The sequence below is a fragment of the Streptomyces sp. NPDC101151 genome (assembly GCF_044768335.1).
GTDB lineage: Bacteria > Actinomycetota > Actinomycetes > Streptomycetales > Streptomycetaceae > Streptomyces.
On the sequence record NZ_JBIWPP010000037.1, the window covers coordinates 16,454 to 35,914 of the forward strand.

8 protein-coding genes are annotated in these 19,461 nt (G+C 73.0%); 3 read left to right on the top strand and 5 right to left on the bottom strand.

All coding sequences use genetic code 11. From position 1 onward, the window contains the following. Positions 1 to 31 precede the first annotated feature (31 nt). The 3 genes from ACIRU3_RS38935 to ACIRU3_RS38945 all read right to left on the bottom strand — a co-directional run bounded on the left by ACIRU3_RS38935 (position 32) and on the right by ACIRU3_RS38945 (position 11,567). Positions 32 to 4,786, bottom strand: coding sequence for a type I polyketide synthase (locus ACIRU3_RS38935; RefSeq protein ID WP_404067103.1), 4,755 nt, complete (start codon positions 4,784 to 4,786; stop codon positions 32 to 34). After that, positions 4,786 to 10,188, bottom strand: coding sequence for an SDR family NAD(P)-dependent oxidoreductase (locus ACIRU3_RS38940; RefSeq protein ID WP_404067106.1), 5,403 nt, complete (start codon positions 10,186 to 10,188; stop codon positions 4,786 to 4,788). Before ACIRU3_RS38940 ends, ACIRU3_RS38935 begins: the two co-directional genes overlap by 1 nt. 530 nt (positions 10,189 to 10,718) lie before the next feature. Further along, on the bottom strand, positions 10,719 to 11,567 hold the full coding sequence (locus tag ACIRU3_RS38945) for a TetR/AcrR family transcriptional regulator (protein ID WP_404067108.1): 849 nt from the start codon (positions 11,565 to 11,567) through the stop codon (positions 10,719 to 10,721). A 280-nt stretch (positions 11,568 to 11,847) separates the two neighbouring features. Here ACIRU3_RS38945 and ACIRU3_RS38950 point away from each other — a divergent pair, with 280 nt between their 5' ends. Next, complete coding sequence (locus ACIRU3_RS38950; RefSeq protein WP_404067110.1) at positions 11,848 to 13,560, top strand: MFS transporter; 1,713 nt, start codon at positions 11,848 to 11,850, stop codon at positions 13,558 to 13,560. Between the two features lie 609 nt (positions 13,561 to 14,169). Further along, entirely contained in the window at positions 14,170 to 15,282 is a 1,113-nt protein-coding gene (locus tag ACIRU3_RS38955; RefSeq protein WP_404067113.1) for an aminotransferase class V-fold PLP-dependent enzyme, read from the top strand. Here the strand turns inward: ACIRU3_RS38955 and ACIRU3_RS38960 are convergent. Continuing rightward, entirely contained in the window at positions 15,203 to 15,973 is a 771-nt protein-coding gene (locus ACIRU3_RS38960) for an ATP-binding cassette domain-containing protein (RefSeq protein ID WP_404067115.1), read from the bottom strand. The two genes, ACIRU3_RS38955 and ACIRU3_RS38960, sit on opposite strands and share 80 nt — an antisense overlap. Positions 15,974 to 16,229: 256 nt before the next feature. Between ACIRU3_RS38960 and ACIRU3_RS38965 the strand changes: the two genes are divergently transcribed. Next, positions 16,230 to 17,621, top strand: coding sequence for an amidohydrolase family protein (locus ACIRU3_RS38965; RefSeq protein WP_404067118.1), 1,392 nt, complete (start codon positions 16,230 to 16,232; stop codon positions 17,619 to 17,621). Positions 17,622 to 18,084: 463 nt separating this feature from the next. Here ACIRU3_RS38965 and galE read toward each other — a convergent pair whose 3' ends face one another. Then, positions 18,085 to 19,077, bottom strand: a complete 993-nt coding sequence (galE, locus tag ACIRU3_RS38970; RefSeq protein WP_404067244.1) for a UDP-glucose 4-epimerase GalE — start codon at positions 19,075 to 19,077, stop codon at positions 18,085 to 18,087. Positions 19,078 to 19,461: the final 384 nt, after the last annotated feature.

Sequence of the window (19,461 nt, forward strand, 5' to 3'; positions counted from 1 at the left end):
GGTGGGGCCGGGGTGTCGTGGGAGGGGCGGGTCACGCCGAGCCGAGTTCGTTGTCGATGAAGGCGAAGACGTCGTCGGCGGAGGCGTCCTCCAGCCGTCCGGCGACGGCGTCGGCGTCCTGGCCGAGGGTCTTGTTCAGCTCTCCCAGCAGGGACTGCAGGCGGGTGGTGATCCGTCCCTGTTCGATGTCCTCGGCGGTGAGGTCGCCGAGCCGGGCCGCGACCCGGTCGAGTTCGGCGACGACCGAGTCCACGGAGGTGTCGGCGCCCGCGAGTTCGGCGCCCAGGTGCTTGGCGAGGGCCGCGGGGGTGGCGTAGTCGAAGATGAGCGTGGCCGGCAGCGGCACGCCGGCGGCGCTGCTGATCCGGTTGCGCAGGTCGACCGAGGTGAGGGAGTCGAAGCCGAGGTCGCGGAAGGCGGTGGCCGGCTCGACCGCGTCGGCGCCGCCGTAGCCGAGGACCGCCGCCGCCTGGCCGCACACCAGCTCCTGCAGGGCGCGGTCGCGTTCGCCGCCGGTGAGGCCGGCGAGCTTCTCGGCGAAGCCGTCGACGGCGCTCGCCCCGGCGCCCCCGCCCGTGCCGCGCCGCGCCTCGGGGAGCGCGGACAGCAGGGCGCTGGGGCGGCTCGCGGTGAACGCGGGCGCGAACACGGACCAGTCGACGTCGGCGACGGTGACGGTGGTGTCGCCGCCGTCCAGGGCGCGTTGCAGTGCGGTCAGGGCGCGGCCGGGGTCGAGGAGGGACATGCCCATCGCGCGGGCGGCCGAGCGGACGGTGCCGTGGGCGGCCATGCCGTCGCCGCCCCACGGTCCCCAGGCCACCGAGGTGGCGGGCAGTCCGGCCGCGCGCCGGTGCTCGGCGAGGGCGTCGAGGAAGGCGTTGGCCGCGGCGTAGTTGGCCTGTCCCGCGCCGCCGACGGTGGCGGTCAGGGAGGAGAACAGCACGAACGCCGACAGCTCCCGGTCCGCGGTCAGTTCGTGCAGATGGCGGGCGGCGTCGGCCTTGGCGGCCAGGACGCCGGCGAAACGGTCGGGGGTGAGCGCGTCCAGGACTCCGTCGTCGAGGACGCCGGCGAGGTGCAGCACCGCGGTGAGGGGGTGGTCCTGCGGTGCGGAGTCCAGCAGCGCGGCCAGCGCGTCGCGGTCGGCGACGTCGCAGGCGGCCAGGGTCACCTTGGCGCCGGCGCCGGTGAGTTCGGCCACGAGGTCGGCGGCGCCGGGCGCGTCCATGCCCCGTCGGGAGGTGAGCAGCAGGTGGTCGGCGCCCTCGGCGGCCAGCCACCGGGCGACGGCCGTGCCGACGGCGCCGGTGGCGCCGGTGACCAGTACCGTGCCGGACGGCTTCCAGGGGGCACCGGCGCGGGCCGGAGCATGTTCGAGCCGACGGCCGTAGGCGCCGGACTCGCGGATGACGACCTGGTCCTCGCCGCCGGCGTCGCCGAGCAGCGCGGCCAGCCGGGCGACGGTCTGCGGCCCGATCTCGGCGGGCAGGTCGACCAGTCCGCCCCAGCGGTCGGGGTGCTCCAGTGCGGCGACCCGGCCGAGACCCCACACCTGGGCCTGGGCGAAGCCGGTGACCTCGGCGGCGGAGCCGTGGGCGACGGCGTCGCGGGTGACGCACCACAGCGGGGCGGTGCTCTCGGTGTCCCCGAGTGCCTGGACGAGGGCGGCGGTCGAGGTGAGTTCGGTGGACGGCGCCGGCAGGGACAGGACGCCGTCGACGCCACCCCGGCCGGCGAGCAGCCCGGCCAGCTCGGCGCGGTCGGCGGTGTCCGGCACCGAGAGGGTGTCGACGGTGAGACCCCGGTCGGCGAGCCCGGTCAGGACAGCGGTCGTCCAGGGGTCTTCGGCGGAGCGGACGACGGCCAGCCAGTGGCCGCCGAGGGCCGGGGTGGCGGCGGGGGCCAGCGGCTCCCAGGCGACGCGGTAACGCCAGTCGTCGGCCGCGGCGTTGGCCTGCCGCTGCTCGTGCCAGGCGGCCAGGGCCGGTACGACGGCGGCGACGGAGGTCTCGTCGGCCACGCCGAGCGTGGCGGCGACGGCGGTCACGTCCTGTTCCCGTACCAGGTCCCAGAACGGATCGGCCGCGTCACCGCCCGCGCGGGCGGCCGCGGAGCGCTCGGCCTGGAGGATGGGGGCGTCCTCCCAGTGGCGGTCGCGGCGGAACGGGTAGGTGGGCAGGTCGACCTTGCGGCCCCCGGCGAACACGGCCGTCCAGTCGGGGCCGGTGCCCGTCAGGTGCAGACGGCAGACGGCGTCGACGAGGGCGGCGTCCTCGGCGCGGTCGCGGCGCTGGGTGCCGATGACGTCGGGCACCACGTCCTGCGCCATGTTGGTGAGCACCGAGTCGGGGCCGACCTCCAGGAAGCGGGTGGCTCCCTCGGCGGCCAGGGCGGTGACGCCGTCGTGGAAGCGGACGGCCTCGCGGACGTGCCGCACCCAGTAGTCGGGCGAGGTGAGTTCGTCGGCCGTGGTGCCGGTGACGTTGGAGACGACCGGCAGGGCGGGCTCGTGGAAGGTGAGGCCCGTCAGCACCTCGCGGAACCCGTCGAGCATGGGGTCCATGCGGCGGGAGTGGAAGGCGTGCGACACCTTCAGCCGGGTGGTCTTCTCCACCCGTGCGGCGACGGCGAGGACGGCCTCCTCGTCACCGGAGATCACCACCGCACGGGGGCCGTTGACGGCCGCGATGTCGACGCCGTCGGTGAGCAGCGGCGTGACCTCGGCCTCGGAGGCCAGCAGGGACACCATCGCGCCGCCGGCCGGCAGCTCCTGCATGAGCCGGCCACGGGCGGCGACCAGGGCGACCGCGTCCTTCAGGTCCAGGACGCCGGCGACGTGCGCGGCGACGATCTCCCCGATGGAGTGTCCGGAGAGCAGGTCGGGGCGTATGCCCCAGTGCTCCAGCAGCCGGTACAGGGCGGTTTCGAAGGTGAACAGGGCCGCTTGCGTGTAGGCGGTCCGGTTCAGGAGCGAGGCGGCCGGGTCGGCGTCCGCGTCGAACATGACCTCGCGCAGCGGCCGTTCGAGATGTGCGTCGAAGGCGGCGCAGATCTCGTCGAGGGCGGCGGCGAACACCGGGAACGCGGCGTGCAGGGTGCGGCCCATGCCGGGACGCTGGGAGCCCTGGCCGGAGAACAGCATGCCGAGCCGGCCGGGTTCGGGGGCCGCCAGGGCCGGCAGGCTGCCGTCGGCGACGGCACGCAGACCGGCCAGCAGCTCGTCCCGGTCGCGGCCGGTGACGGCGGCCCGGTGGGGGAAGCGGGCGCGGGTGGTGGCCAGCGAGTGTCCGACGTCGTACGGGTCGAGGTGGCCGGCGACCGCGAGGAGCCGCTCCGCCTGCCTGCGGACGGCGTCGGAGCCCTTGCCGGACAGCACCCACGGCACGACGGGCAGCGCGGCGCGCTCCGGGGCAGGACGGTCGGCCTCCGCGGGTGGCGCCTCCTCCAGGATGGTGTGCGCGTTGGTGCCGGAGATGCCGAAGGAGGACACACCGGCGCGCCGTGGGCGGCCGTCGGGGGTGTCCCAGGGGCGGGGCTCGGTGAGGAGGCGGACGTCGCCCGCGCTCCAGTCGACGGCCGTGCTGGGCTTCTCGGCGTGCAGGGTGCGGGGCAGGGTGCTGTGGCGCATCGCCATGACCGTCTTGATGATGGCGCCGACACCGGCCGCGGCCTGCGGGTGGCCCATGTTGGACTTGATGGAACCGAGCCAGACCGGGCGGCCCTCCGGCCGGTCCTGCCCGTAGGCGGCGATGACGGCCTGGGCCTCGATGGGGTCGCCGAGGGTGGTGCCGGTGCCGTGCGCCTCGACCGTGTCGATGTGGTGCGGGGCGAGCTGCGCGTCGGCGAGGGCCTGCCGGATGACCCGGATCTGGGCCGGGCCGCTGGGCGCGGTCAGGCCGTTGGAGGCGCCGTCCTGGTTGACGGCGCTGCCGCGGACGACGGCGAGCACCTCGTGGCCGTTGCGCAGGGCGTCGGACAGGCGCTCCACGAGCAGCATGCCGGCGCCCTCGGCCCAGGCGGCGCCCGCGGCGTCGTCGGAGAAGGAGTGGCAGCGGCCGTCGGGGGACAGCGCGCGGCGCTCGCTGAACTCGATGAACATCTCGGGGCTGGCCATGACGGCGGCGCCGCCCGCCAGCGCCAGGGAGCACTCCCCCTTGCGCAGCGACTGGATCGCCGCGTGGAGCGCGACCAGGGAGGAGGAGCAGGCGGTGTCCATGGTGACCGCGGGGCCTTCCAGGCCCAGGGTGTAGGCGATGCGTCCGGAGACGATGCTGCCGGAGATGGTGCCGCCGATGTAGTCGTGGTGCATCAGGCCCACGAAGACACCTGTCGGGGTGCCCTTCGCCGTGGTGGGGTCGATGCCGGCCCGTTCGAAGGCCTCCCAGCCGACCTCGAGCAGCAGCCGCTGCTGCGGGTCGGTGCCGGGCGCGTCCTTGGGGCTGATGCCGAAGAAGGCGGGATCGCACTCGGCGGCGTCGTGCAGGAAGCCGCCGTGACGGACGTAGGTCTTGCCGGGGGCGCCCGGTTCGGGGTCGTAGATCGTCTCGACGTCCCAGCCGCGGTCGGTGGGGAACTCGGTGACGACGTCGATGCCTTCGTCGACGATGCGCCACAGGTCCTCCGGGGTGCGCACACCGCCGGGGTAGCGGCAGCCCATGCCGATGATGGCGACGGGCTCGCGGTCCTGCTCCTCCAGCTCCCGTACGCGGCGGCGGCTGCGCTCCAGCTCGGTCGTGGCCCGCTTGAGGTAGTCGCGGAGCTTGTCGGCCATGGCCGAGTCTTCCATCACTGGGCTCCCAGTTCGTTGTCGATCCTGGCGAAGAGTTCTTCGTCGCTGGCTTCGCGGAAGTCCTCGGGCGCCAGGGGCGCGGCGGGGCGTCCGTGGGTGTCCTGCCAGCTGCGCAGCAGCGCTTCGAGGCGCGCGGTGACGCGGGCGTGGCTGCCGTCCTGGTCGGGCAGGGCGTGCAGCGTGGCTTCGAGGCGGTCCATCCCGGCCAGCGCGGACCGGGCGAGGTCGGCCGGTCCGGGTACGAGCGCGGTCTTGAGGTGGGCGGCGAGGGTGAGGGGCGTCGGCTGGTCGAAGACCAGCGTCGCCGGCAGGGTCAGGCCGGTGGTGCTCGCGAGGAGGTTGCGCAGTTCGACGGCGGCGAGCGAGTCGAAGCCCATCTCCTGGAAGGCGCGGCCGGGGTCCACGGACTCCGGCGAGGGGTGCCCGAGCACGGCGGCCACATGGGTGCGGACCAGCTCCAGCAGGGCGCGGTCCCGTTCGGCGTCCGGCAGCGGCGCGAGCCGCTCGCGCCAGGAGTCGGCGGGGGCGCCGGCGGCGGGCTCGGCGCCGCGCCGCCTGGCGGGCCGCACCAGGCCGCGCAGCAGCGCGGGTACGCCGTCCGGCCGGGCGCGCACCGCGGCGGTGTCCAGGCGCACGGGCACCACGACGGCGTCCTCGCCGTCGAGGGCCGCGTCGAAGGTGCGCAGTCCCTGGGCGGGGGTCAGCGGCGGCAGGCCGAGCCGGCGCAGGCGTTCCAGGTCGGCGGTGTCGATGCCGTCGGTCATGCCGCCGGAGCCGGACCACAGGCCGTATGCGAGGGAGACGGCGGGCAGGCCGAGCGAGCGGCGGTGGGCGGCGAGGCCGTCGAGGAAGGTGTTGGCCGCGGCGTAGTTGGCCTGGCCGCCGCCGACCAGCAGCCCCGCGGTGGAGGACAGCAGGACGAAGGCCGAGAGGTCCTTCTCACGGGTCAGTTCGTGCAGGTTCCAGGCGGCGTCCACCTTGGGCCGCAGCACCCGGTCGACCTTGTCCGCGTCGAGGGTGGCCAGCACGCCGTTGTCGACGACGCCTGCGGCGTGCACCACGGCCCGCACGTCGTGTTCGGTGAGCAGCGCGGCGAGGTCGGCGCGGTCGGCGGCGTCGCAGCGGGCGAGGGTCACCTCGGCGCCCAATTCTCCGAGTGTGGCGCATAGTTCGGTGGCTCCGGGGGCGTCCGCGCCACGCCGGCCGGCCAGCAGCAGGCTTCGTACGCCGTGCTCGGTGACCAGGTGACGGGCGATCAGGGCGCCGAGGCCGCCGGTGCCGCCGGTGATCAGGACGGTGCCGTCCGGGTCCCGGACGAGCGGGCCGCCGGGCTTGGCACGGGCCAGTCGCGGCACGCGCACCTCGCCGTCCCGCACCGCGACCTCCGGTTCCCCGGCGGCGAGTGCGGTGCCGAGGGCGGGGCCCGGGGCGGCGCTGCCGTCGCTGTCGATCAGCAGGAACCGGCCGGGGTTCTCGGCCTGGGCGGCGCGCAGGAGTCCGTACAGCGGGGCGTGGGTGAGGTCACCGGTGCGCAGGAGGACGGCAAGCCGGCGGTCGGTGCAGCGCTCGTCGTCCAGCCAGGCGAGCAGGGTGTCCAGCATGGTGTTCACCCGGTCCCGTACCAGGGCGGGCAGGTCCGTGACGGCGTCGGGAGCGGCCGGTACGGGCAGCAGCACGAGGTCGGGCACCGGGCCCGCGGCGGTGAGGGCGGCCAGGTCCGGGTACCGAGGTGCGTCCAGGCCGGTGTCGTCGACGCCGCACACGCCCAGGGCGAGCGGGTCGGCGGGTGCCGGGACGGGTGCCGGGACGAGGTCGACCCGGTAGAGCGGGTCGTCGCCGTCCCCGGCGAGCTGCTCGGCGGAGACGGGGCGGGCCACGAGGCTGCGTACGGTCGCGACGGGTGCTCCGCCGGCGTCGGCGAGGGTGAGGGTGACGGCCTCGGGACCGGACGGGGACAGGTGCAGCCGCAGGCAGTCGGTGCCCGCCGCGTGCAGGGTGACGCCGCCCCAGGCGAACGGCAGCACGGCCTGACCGCCGGGCAGGTCCAGCAGGTTGACGTGCAGGACGGCGTCCAGGAGAGCCGGGTGCACGGCGAACGCGGCGGCGGTGGCGCGCGCGCCCTCGGGCAGTGCCGCCTCGGCGAACAGCTCGTCCCCGCGGCGCCACATGGCGCGCAGGCCCTGGAAGACCTCTCCGTAGCCGTAGCCGGTTCGGGCCAAATCCGGGTAGAGACCGTCCAGTTCGACGCGTTCGGCGCCTTCCGGCGGCCAGGCGGTCAGGCCGGCCGGGCTCGCCTCGTCGGCAGGTGCCGAGGTGAGAACGCCGGCGGCGTTGCGGGTCCACGGGGCGTCGGGGGTGTCGGCGCGGCGGGACCAGACGGTCAGCTCGCGCCGCCCGTCCCGTTCGCCGCCGACGGCTGCCTGTACGGCCAGTGCGCCCTGCTCGGGCAGGATCAGCGGGGCGTGCAGGGTGAGTTCGTCGACGGTGTCGCAGCCGGTGCGCTCGGCAGCCTGCAGGGCCATCTCCACGAAGGCGGTGCCGGGCAGCAGCACGGTGCCGTGCACGGCATGGTCGGCCAGCCACGGGTGGGAGGCGAGGGAGAGCCGGCCGGTGAGGACCGCTCCCCCGGTTTCGGGCAGTTCGCTCGCGGCGGTCAGCAACGGATGGCCGGTGGCGTTCTGGCCCAGGCCGTCGGCGTCGCCGCTGCCGCCGGCGGTGGCCTCCAGCCAGAGGCGTTCGCGCTGGAAGGCGTACGTGGGCAGGCTGGTCGGCCGGGCGCCGTGCGGGGCGAAGAACGCCGCCCAGTCCACGGCGGTGCCGGCCGCGTGCAGCCGGGCCACGGCCGTGACCAGGTCGCGTTCCTCGTCGCCGTCGCGGCGCAGCCCGGCGACGGTCACGCTGTCCTCGGGCACGCAGTCCACGGCCAGGGCGGTGAGTGCCGCGTCCGGGCCGACTTCGAGGAACGCCCGGACGCCCAGCTCGTGCAGGGCGGTCAGGGCGGGTGCGAAGCGGACGGGACGGCGGACGTGGTCCACCCAGTAGCCGGGGGTGGCCAGTTGGGCGGGGTCGGCGAGGGCGCCGGTGAGCGTGGAGACGAGCGGGATCCGGGGCGGCTCGAAGGAGCACCGGGCGGCGGCCTCGGCGAAGTCGGCCAGCATCGGCTCCATCAGCGGCGAGTGGAAGGCGTGCGAGACCTTCAGCCGCTTGCTCCTGTCGAACCGCGCGGCGAGGGCGTCGACGGCATCCTCGGCACCCGAAATGACCACGGAGCGCGGGCCGTTGACGGCGGCGAGGCCGACCCGGTCGTCCAGGTGGGGGGCGATCTCGTCCTCGGTGGCGCGCAGCACGGCCATGGCGCCGCCCGCGGGCAGGTCCGCCATCAGGGCACCGCGCGCCAGCACGAGCCGGACGGCGTCCGGCAGGGACAGCACGCCGGCGACATGGGCGGCGGCCAGTTCACCGACGGAGTGCCCGGCCACGTAGTCGGGGGTCACGCCCCAGGACTCCAGGAGGCGGTACAGGGCCACTTCGGTGGCGAAGAGGGCGGTCTGCGCGTAGTCGGTGCGGGTGAGCAGGTCGGCGTCGGTGTCGATCACGTCGGCGAGCGGCCGTTGCAGACTCGGGTCGGTGAGCGCGCACACCGCGTCGAAGGCCTGCGCGTACACCGGGAAGGCCCGGTGCAGCGCCCGGCCCATGCCGAGCCGCTGCGCTCCCTGACCGGTGAACAGGAAGGCCGTCCTGCCGCCCGCTTGGCCGAGCGGGGTGGCGGCGGTGAGCCCGGCGAGCAGTTCGCCGGTGTCCCGGCCGACCGTGACGGCGCGGTGCTCGAAGCGGGTGCGGGTGGTGGCCAGCGACAGACCGAGGTCGGCCGGGCTGGTGCCGGGGTGGGCGTCGAGGTGGTCGCGCAGCCGCGCGACCTGTGCGGCGAGGGCCTGGCGGGTGCGGCCGGTGACGATCCAGGGGACGCAACCGCCTTCCCGTGCGGGCGGGTTGTCCCCGTCGTCGGCCGGGGCCGGGTCGGCGGGCGCCTGTTCCAGTACTACGTGCGCGTTGGTGCCGCTGATGCCGAAGGAGGAGACGGCGCAGCGGCGGGGCCGTCCGGCGTCGGGCCAGGGGCGGCGTTCCAGGGCCAGTTCGACGGCTCCCGCGCTCCAGTCCACCTGGTCGGTGGGGGCGTCGACGTGGAGGGTGGGCGCGACCTCGCCGTGCCGCATGGCCAGCACCGTCTTGATGACGCCGGCGACGCCCGCGGCGGCCTGGGTGTGCCCGAGGTTGGACTTGACCGAGCCCAGCAGCAGCGGTTCCGTACGGTCCTGGCCGTAGGTGGCGAGCAGCGCCTGGGCCTCGATGGGGTCGCCGAGGGAGGTGCCGGTGCCGTGCGCCTCGACCACGTCGACGTCGGCGGGGGTGAGTCCGGCGCCGGCCAGGGCCTGCCGGATGACCCGCTGCTGGGACGGTCCGTTGGGCGCGGTCAGCCGGCTGCTGGCGCCGTCGGAGTTGACGGCGCTGCCGCGGATGACCGCGAGCACCGGGTGGCCGCCCCGCTGGGCGTCGGCGAGCCGTTCCAGCAGCAGCATGCCGGCGCCCTCGCCCCAGCCGGTGCCGTCGGCCGCCGCGGCGAACGCCTTGCAGCGGCCGTCCGGGGCGAGTCCGCGCTGCCGGCTGAAGTCGACGAACGTCTCCGGCGTGGACATCACGGTGACGCCGCCCGCGAGGGCGAGCGAGCACTCGCCGGACTGCAGCGCCCGCACGGCCCAGTGCAGGGCGACCAGTGAGGAGGAGCAGGCGGTGTCGACGGTGACCACCGGGCCTTCGAGGCCGAAGGTGTAGGCGACGCGTCCGGAGGCGATGCTGGCGGCGCTTCCGTTGGCGAGATAGCCGTCGAGGTCGTCGGGGACGGAGGTGAGGCGGGTGGCGTAGTCGTTGTACATCACGCCGGCGAACACGCCGGTGCGGCTGCCCCGCAGGGAGGCCGGGACGATGCCGGCCCGCTCGAAGGCCTCGTGGGAGGTCTCCAGCAGCAGCCGCTGCTGCGGGTCCATGGCAAGGGCCTCGCGGGGGCTGATGCCGAAGAAGTCGTAGTCGAAGTTGGCGGCCTCGTGCAGGAATCCGCCGGTGCGGGCGTAGGTCCTGCCGGGCCGCGCCGGGTCGGGGTCGTACAGGGCGTCCACGTCCCAGCCGCGGTCGGCGGGGAAGTCCGACACCGCGTCGGTGCCGGTCGCGACCAGTTCCCACAGTTCCTCGGGGGTGGTGACGCCGCCCGGGTAGCGGCATCCGATGCCGACGACGGCGACCGGGCCGTGTGCGCGTTGCTCGTTCTCACGCAGCCGTCGCCGCGCCTCCCGCAGGTCCGCGGTCGTCCGCCTGAGATAGTCGAGCAGTTGCTCTTCGTTGTTCACCAGCGCGCCATCCGATCGAGATCGAAGTGAGGGCCTCGGCCGCGCGGATCGCCTCCGGACGGTTTCCGGTCCGCTTCCCCTCCGCTGTCGGAGGCTAGGCAGGCGGCGGTGACGCAGGACACCCCTACAGCCCCCAGGGCCCCCGCGGCGGTTAAGGGGTCCTGGGGAACGCTCCCTTTGCGGCACGGCGAAGAGGCACGTGATCCCGTGCTCTCGTGGGGGTGCGACCGGCCCACGGCGCAAGCTGTGGAACCGGCTTGCGCTCGGGTCGTGTCCGTTCGGCGTCAAATGGAGCGGACGGCCGGTCCAGCCGTCTGCCTCCGGCCACGCCGAGATGATCGGGCGACGCCTTGCGCAGGCCACGCCTTGCTCAGGCAACGCCTTGCGCAGGCAACACCTTGCGGCCGATCCGCCCCGGGCAGAGCGCACAGGGCAGAGCGCACAGGGCGTCCGAAGGAGCGTATGACCGTGCCGTCTTGCGGTGGCCGCCGGTGAGCGTCACTGCGCGAGGGTGCCGGAGGTGTCGCGGATCAGGTGGTGTCCGGGGACCTGCCGTCGTCCGGAGCCTCCCGGCCGTCCGAACCCTCGCCGTCGTCCGGAACCTCGCCGGCCGCCGGGTCCGGCAGGTAGCTGGCCAGGCCGCGCAGGATGATCTCCAGACCGATGTCGAACCGCTCGTCGGAGGAGGGAGTCACCATCAGCCCGGCCAGGGCCTGCAGATGGGGAAAGTCCTCCGCGGGCAGGGACGCGAAGTAGTTCTGCATCTCGCCGGCCATCTCGCGCCAGTCGGGGCGGGCCGGGGAGGGAGCGCCACCGCTCTGCTGGGCGGCCCGCTCCTCCCACATGCCCTCCTCCAGGACGAACCCGTCGATGTAGGTGGAGATGAGGTCTCCGGCCTCCGCCGCGATGCGGTCGGGCAGCCTGGCGGTGCGGAAGATGGCGAGCAAGGCCTCGACGTGCGGCAGCAGTTCGGCGGTGAAGGGGACGTGGGCCATGGAGATCCTGGCCATGTCCCGGTGGGACAGCAGGCGCTGCCGTGCCGAGCGGGCGTAGTCCCGCACCCGTTCCTGCCACCGCTCCGGGTCGGGTTCGGGCATCTTGAAGCCCTCGAAGAGCCGGGTGTACATCAGCTCCAGAAGGTCGTCCTTGGAGCTGACGTGGGCGTAGAGGGCGGAGACCGTGACCCCCAGCTCGGCGGCCACCTGGCGCATGGACAGCCCGTCGAGCCCCTGGCGGTCCAGCACGGTGAAGGCGGCCTCGACGACCCGGTCGCGCGACAGCGGTGTGCGGGCGGGGGCGACGCGGGCGCGAGCGGGACGCCAGCGCTCCCAGGGGGACGGCGGAGGGGATGCGGGGGTGCCATCGGCCGCGTCGGTCATGGGGACAGTCTAGGCGTCGGGAGAACAGTGTTCTGCTACGGCGAGCGGCGTTCACCTGAACCATACGCGATATAGCTTGTCCGAGCTTCCGAGTTGCGCTATATCTTAATGAACACCGTTCTCCTAGTGAGCACTGTTCTGCTACGGTGAACACTGTTCTTCGGAGTGTCCGGCCGTCCGTCTTCACGGGCGGTACCAGCGAGCCGGACAGCCCCATCCATCCGTCCCACCGCGCCCGCGGGACCTTCACCGCGGCGCGGCCCTTTTGCCAGGAGTTTCGATGACCACCACCGGTGTCGCGTCCGCCGAGACGCCCATCGACTCGCCAGCGCCCTACCGGTGGCGCTGGGCTGCGCTCTTCGTGATCCTCGCGGCCGAGGTGATGGATCTCCTCGACGCCGTCGTCACGAACATCGCCGGCCCCTCCATGCGGGCCGACCTCGGCGGCGGTGCCTCCACTCTGCAGTGGCTCGCCGCCGCGTACACCCTCTCGATGGCCGTCGGCCTCGTCACCGGCGGGCGGCTCGGGGACATCTACGGGCGCCGCCGGATGTTCCTGGTGGGAGCCGCAGGCTTCACCCTGGGGTCGCTGCTCTGCGCGATCTCCATGTCGCCCGAAATACTGATCGCCGCACGCGTCGTACAGGGACTGTTCGGCGCGGTGATGCTGCCGCAGGGCCTCGGCATGATCAAGGAGATGTTCCCGCCGAAGGAGTCGCAGAAGGCCTTCGGCCTGTTCGGCCCGGTCATGGGACTGTCCGCGGTGTGCGGGCCGATCCTGGCGGGCTGGCTCGTGGACGCCGACTACTTCGGCACCGGCTGGCGGATGATCTTCCTGATCAACCTGCCACTGGGTGCCGCGGCCCTGCTCGGTGCCCTGCGCTACCTGCCGAAGGGCATGTCCGGCAGCAAGCCGCGCCTCGACATCCCCGGCATGCTCCTGGTCTCACTGGCCGCGCTGCTGATCATCTTTCCGCTGGTCCAGGGCCGTGAGTACGACTGGCCCCTGTGGACGTTCCTGATGATGGCAGCCTCGGTGGCCGTCTTCGTCGCCTTCGCCACGTACGAATCGCGCCGCAGCAAGGCCGGCCGGGACCCCCTGGTCGTCCCCAGCCTCTTCCGCAAGCGTGGATTCAGCGGCGGCATGACCCTCGGGCTGGTCTTCTTCTCGACCATGCAGGGCTTCATGCTGGTCTTCAACCTCTACACCCAGATCGGCCTCGGCTACTCGCCGCTCAAGGCGGGACTGGTGATGGTGCCCTGGTCGGGCGGCATGATCGTCGGCTTCGGTATCGCCCAGGGTGTCGTCAGGTTCGGACGGGCCGTACTGCAGGCGGGCGCGCTGATCATGGCGCTCGGCGTGTTCGGCGTGTGGCTGACCCTCGACCTGGTGGGGGGCGGCGTCGGCCCCTGGCAGCTCCTGCCGTCCCTGCTCGTGACCGGCATCGGGATGGGTCTGCTCATGGCACCGTTCTTCGACATCGTGCTCGCCAGCGTCGAGCAGCACGAGACGGGCTCGGCGTCCGGGACGATGACCGCGGTGCAGCAGCTCGGCGGCGCCTTCGGCGTGGCCATCCTCGGCACCGTGTTCTTCGGTCTGCTGGGCGGCGGGATGGCCACCGCCGTCGACCACCACTCGGACGGCCTGCGGGCGAAGCTGGCCGCCGCGCACGTCGCGCCCGCCGCCCAGGAGCGCATCGTGGCGGACCTGCGTACGTGTGCCTCGGACCGCGCCGTCGCCAAGGATCCTGCCGCGACCCCGGCATCCTGCGCACGCCTGGAGAAGGACACTCGGTCCGCCGTGACCTCTCCTCAGGCAGGCGCCCGGATACCCGCCGCGCTGCAGGCCACCGCGTCCTCGGCCTTCGAGAGCGGATTCGGCTCCGTCATGAAGACGCTGCTGTGGATCGTCGAAGGCATGCTCGCCCTCACCTTCCTGCTCGCGTTCCTCCTGCCGCGCCACGCGCGCCCCGAGGATGCGGTCGGGCACTGAGCCCCGGCGGCACCGGCATCGGCGAACGGGACGGCCGGGCAGGCCCTGAGCAGGGGCTGCCCGGCCGTCCCCTCTCGGGGGGAACGGGGAGTCCGCGTCCGCCACGGGCTTCGGGCCGGGGCGCGCTACGCCCCTGGTGACGCGAACCGCCGACGGGCGCCGCTCCCCCGCAGACCGGAGAACCCCGAGACCGGCGCGAGGGCACATCCCCCCTCCGGCCCCGCCGACGCCGAACAGCACCCACGACACCACCCGCCACAGACGCGCACCGGCACCCCCGCGACGGTGGCTACACCCCCGACGGCACGAACCCCGGCGAACACCGCTCCCCCACACACCCAAACACCCCGACACCGACGCAAAGCGCACGTCCCCCCTCGTCGCGCCAACACCAAGCACCATCCGCGAGGGGACCCGCCGCAGAGGCGAGCCGGGCCGGCACCCCGCGACCGTCCGCGCGGCGCGAAGCGCGTAGCGTGCGGGCGGGTAGGGATGCGCACGCGGCGGTGGACGGTGGAACGCCGGTCCCCGAAGGCACGGCACTCCTCACCTACCGCCCCCGTCAGCACCACACCGCCCGACCCGCACCGTCCCGGAAGGACGAGCCCCGTGCTCACGCCCTACGCAGCCCACTTCGACACGCCCGCCGGGTACCTGGACTTCGCACGGTTCGGTCCGCCGTCGCGGGACGCCGTAGCCGCCACCGCGCGAGCCGTGGAGGAGTCCGCCCGTGCCGACCACACCACCGTGGACGGCCTGATGCGCGCGGAAGGGGTCGCACGGGACACGGCCGCCCGCCTCGCGGGCACCGACGCCCGCCACACCGTGCTGCTGCCCAATGCGTCCACCGGTCTGTTCCACGCCGCTCTCGGCATCCGCGAGGGTGTGGTCCTCGCACCGCGCACCGACTTCCCTGCCAACCACTATCCGTGGCGCCGCACCGCTGACCTGGGCCGGGCCACACCGCGCTGGCTCGACCCTGCGCCCGGCGGCGGGGTCACCCCCGACCTGGTCCGCGCCGCGCTGACCGACGACGTCATCGCCGTGTCCGTCAGCGCGGTGGACTTCCGCACCGGTTTCCGTGCCGACCTGGCGGCGCTGCGCGAGGCGATCGGACCGGACCGGCTGCTGATCGTGGACGCCATCCAGGCGTTCGGGGTGGCCGCGATGCCCTGGGACGCGGCAGACGTGCTGGTCGCGGGCGGTCAGAAATGGCTGCGCGCGGGTTGGGCCACCGGCTTCGCGACACTGTCCGACCGCGCGCTGGAATCCCTGGAGCCGGTCCTCACCGGCTGGACGGGCGTCGAGGACGTCGGCCTCTTCGACGGAACGGAGCATCCGCCCGCCCCGGACGCGCGACGGTGGTCGATCACCAATCTCAGCCCGGTGACGGCCGCCGCTTTCGCGGCCGCGCTGGAGCTCGTCGAGCGGCACACCGTCGCGGGGATCGAGGCCGCGATCGCCACGCGGATCGCCGAACTCACCGAGGTCATCCGGGAGTACGGCGGCCGCGTCCTCTCCCCCACCGACCCGGCGCGGCGCGCGGGCATCCTCTCCTTCACGATCCCGGACCGCGAACCGTCCCTCGTCGCCAAGGCGCTGCACGCCGAGGGTGTCACTCCGACAGTGCGCACGGACTCACTCAGGCTCTCCCCGCACGCCTCCACCCCGTCGGAGGCTTCGCAACGGGTCGCCGCCGCGCTGTCGTCGCTGCGGAGCTGAACCGGCCCGGCCCCCGGACGGTCCACGGCAAGGAGTCCGTCCGCGGGCGGCCGGTCGCGGACCCGCGCCGTCGCCGCTCCGCGACATCGGCGACCGGGGAGGACAGGAGAAGGGTGCGTGTGCAGGGGTGTTCGGGCGTGCCGGTGACGCGGGCAGCTTCACCGGTCGCCACGATGCGCCCTTGGTGGATGACCACGACACGGTGGCCCATACACCGCACCACGGCGAGATCGTGGGAGATGAAGAGGTAGGAGACACCGGTGTCCTGCTGGATCTCCAGCAGGAGGTCGAGGACCGTCCGCCGGGTGGGGGGGTCGAGAGCGGAGACCGGCTCGTCGCAGACGATCAGCCGGGGGCGCAGGGCGAGGGTGTGAGCGACGGCGAGGCGCTGGCGCTGGCCGCTGGAGAACTCGCGGGGCAGCCGGGGCGCCGAGTCGGCCGGGAGGCGGACGCGGGTGAGGAGGTCGTCGATCCGCTCCCTGACCGCACGGGTGTCGCCGCCCTGGGCGATGAGCGGTTCGGCGAGGGTGTCGCCGACGGTGCGGGAGCGGTTGAGGAAGACCGTTGACCCTTGGGGACCACTGCTGCCCGGCAGCTCATTGTCTCCATTTCCCGCCCCACTGCCGGCCGATCGACCTCCCCGCATGGCCGGACAGCATTCCGGGGCGACGAACTGCACCACGTGGGTCACGTCATGAAGCGCCTTTGGCCTTCCCGGCCGGCACCTTCCCGGTTTCGGTCCCTGGGTGCGCGGCACCTGGGGAAACCGCGGCCTGGTTGCCGAGGCGAGCACGATAGAGGCTGGTGTTCGAACAGTCTCGGCCGTCCTCCCGGGCCGGGCAACTCACCCGCCCTCCCCGGCAACTGACCCGCCCTGCCGTGCCCACCCTCTGCAGCGGACGGCCCATCCTCCGGCCCTCTCCGCCCGCTTCGAAAGAAGACCTCTCATGAACGTCAACGATGCCACCAGCGCCGCCGTGCTCGAAGAGCTCCGGCGTCGACCCGCCGACCGGCGGCGCATCCTGTTCACCGGCGCCACCATCGTCACCATGGACTCCGACCTCGGTGTCATCGACGGTGGTGACCTCCTCATCGAGGGTGACACGATCACCGCCGTCGGCCGCGACCTGGACGCGGCAGGTGCCGTGGTCGTCGACACCACCGGCACGATCCTTACCCCCGGCTTCGTCGACACCCACCGGCACGCCTGGGAGACCCAGTTGCGCCGGATCATGCCGGACGTCGACGACCTCGGCGGCTACGTCGAGGCCACCCTGGCCGGCTACGCCACGGTCTACCGGCCCCAGGACATGTACATCGGCACCCGGCTGGCCGCCCTGACCGCGATCGACAGCGGCATCACGACGATGCTCGACTTCTCCCACAACTCCCGTACCCGTGAGCACTCCGACGCCGCCATCGAGGCCCTCCGCGACACCGGCATCCGCGGCGTGCACGCCTCCATGGGCCCGCACTTCGGCGACTGGGAACGGCAGTGGCCCGGCGACCTGACCCGCATGAAGGACCGGTACTTCAGCAGCACCGACCAGCTGCTCACCCTGCGCCTGGCGACCCTGGCCACCGACGAGATCGCCGGACCGGCGCTCGCCTACGGCCACGAACTCGCTCGCGTCGCGAAGGAGCTGGGTATCGGGGTGAGCGTGGACGCAGTCTTCGGCACATCGTCCTCCGAGGCGGTCCTGCGCTGGGCCGAGGACGGCATACTCGGCCCCGGCGTCACCCTCATCCACTCCACCGGACTGACCTCCGAGGCGTGGAAGGTGATGGCGGAGACCGGCACCACCGTGGCCCTCGCCCCGACCTCCGACGCGCAGATCGGCCTGGAGACCGCGATCCCCGCCATCGACGACGCACTCGCCGTCGGCATCCGCCCCGGACTCAGCATCGACGTCGAAGTCGCGCTGGCCAGCGACATGTTCACGCAGATGCGGGCCCTGCACGCCATCCAGCGGATGCGGGCGGCCAACGCCGCCTACGGCAACGGGCAGCAGCCTTCCCGTATCACCACCCATGACGTCCTGGACTTCGCCACCCTCCAGGGCGCCCGCACCAACGGCCTGGCCGGCGTCACCGGCTCGCTCACCGTGGGCAAGAAGGCCGATCTGTTGGTCATCCAGGCCGAGGACCTCAACAACATGCCGCTCAACGACCCGATCGGCACGATCGTGCTGGGCTCCGACGCCCGCAACATCAGCGCCGTCCTCATCAACGGCGAGCCCCGCAAATGGGCCGGACACGTCCTCGACGTCAACCTGGCCGCCCTGCGCAGCGAGGTGCACGCCTCACGCGAATACGTGCTCAACACCCCGGCCGCCTGAGCAGGCCCCGCCCTCGTCGCCAGGTCGTCCCTCCGGCAGTGTTCTTCGACTGCTGGTGGTACAGGGTCAGCGCATGGCTGACCTGAACACGTAGCAGCCATCGGCACTCCGTCGGAGCCGCTGGCCCGGGAACGTTCCGGATCTTGACCGATGCGGGCCTTGGAACTGCCGCTCGGCTCGGACTCCGCCTCGTTACTCCATTGATGGCAGGCGTCGATGAGGGAGTCTCACCGGGGCGGCCGCCCGACGGCACCCAACGGCCTGCCCCTGCGGCTATCGCTGGCGCTCCAGGCCAGACGGTGGTACCGGCCAACACCGCCCGGCACTCTGAACGCCGCACGCTCCCACCTGATATCCGGGCAGACCTGGCATGTCGGTGCGTGAGGCCCGAAGCCGCCCCACCGACCGGTTCACCGGAGAAGCGGCAGTCCAAGCGTCAACGTTCGCCCCTCCGTGTCAGCCCTCAATCCTTCAACAGGTCGTCGCGTACCGGCATCCAGTCCAGGGCGGACCGGATGCCGTCCTCCAGGGACAGCTTCGGCGTCCACCCCAGCAGCTCGGCCGCGCGGTCGCTCTTCGTGTAGCTCCCGGCGACGTCACCGGGCCGCCGAGCGGTGTCGATGGTCACCAGGGGCGTGCTGACGACGTCGTTGAACGCGGCGCACAACTCCCGAACCGTGGTTCCCGAGCCGGTGCCCAGGTTGATCGCGATCGAGCGCTTCGACCCCACGAGGATGGAGTCAAAACGCTCGATCGCCGCGATGTGGGCCGCGGCAAGGTCCCAGACGTGCACGTAGTCCCGGATGCCCGAGCCATCGCGTGTCGGGTAATCCGTCCCCGTGACCGGGAACGGACGGCCTTCCTCGTGCGCCTGGATGAGCACACCCAGGGCGTGACTGGGCCGCTTGAGCTGAAGCCCGGTACGCAGCTCCGGGTCGGCCCCGACCGGGTTGAAGTAGCGCAGAGACAAGACGCGCGGTCCCGCCACGGCGATGTCGGCGAACATCTCCTCGCACACGGCCTTGGTCCGTGCGTAGGGACTCTGCGGTGCCAGTGGCGAGTCCTCGTCGACGGGCGAGCCGTCCTCGGCCTGGTAGATGGAGGCTGAGCTGCTGAAGATGATGCGGTCACAGCCGTTGCGGTGCAGGTGGCTGACGAAGGCCAGGCTCTTTGCCACGTTGGCCTCGTAGTAGCCGATCGGGTCCGCGACGGACTCGGGTACCACGATCAGCGCCGCGCAGTGCACCACTGCGGAGATGTCCGGGTGCTCCGAGAAGATCCGGTCGACCAGTGCCCCGTCCGCGATGTCGCCCTCGTAGAAGGTGCGCCCCTCGGTGAATTCGCGGCGGCCCCGAACCAGGCTGTCGAGGATCACGGGGGTGATGCCTGCGTCCAGGCAGGCCGAGGCGACCGTGCTGCCGATGTATCCAGCTCCCCCGGCGATCAGGACCTTCATCACGGGTTTTCTCTCCCGGCCTCGTTGCAGCCCCAGTTGGCGATCGGCGGCAATCCTAGCGGAGAGATCTTTTAGCAGAGGGTTGCAGCTCGGCTGCCCCGGCCGGGACCCACTCACGAAGGCAGGCGGCGGCGCAGCGGCACAGTGACATCAGATTTCGATTCTGGCACAGATCTTGGGGAGTCGTCGCGGAGCGTGACCTCGATGTTCGATTGCGAGGAGACGGGTTCGCGTGAGACCGCGTACACCTTGTCGTCCGACGATCAGAATTGACGCTCCCTCAGGTGCCTGCCGTCCGCCGCTGCGGTCGGTCGTGACGGTGCTGGTGCTGGTCATGCAAGACCGATGCACCGTTCTGGGACTCGCTGGTGTTCGAGGGGGTCG

Coding starts and splice junctions, on each gene's coding strand:
- ACIRU3_RS38935 (WP_404067103.1), bottom strand. CDS start 4,786: ATGGAAGACTCGGCCATGGCCGACAAGCTCCGCGACTACCTCAAGCGG.
- ACIRU3_RS38945 (WP_404067108.1), bottom strand. CDS start 11,567: ATGACCGACGCGGCCGATGGCACCCCCGCATCCCCTCCGCCGTCCCCC.
- ACIRU3_RS38950 (WP_404067110.1), top strand. CDS start 11,848: ATGACCACCACCGGTGTCGCGTCCGCCGAGACGCCCATCGACTCGCCA.
- ACIRU3_RS38965 (WP_404067118.1), top strand. CDS start 16,230: ATGAACGTCAACGATGCCACCAGCGCCGCCGTGCTCGAAGAGCTCCGG.
- galE (WP_404067244.1), bottom strand. CDS start 19,077: ATGAAGGTCCTGATCGCCGGGGGAGCTGGATACATCGGCAGCACGGTC.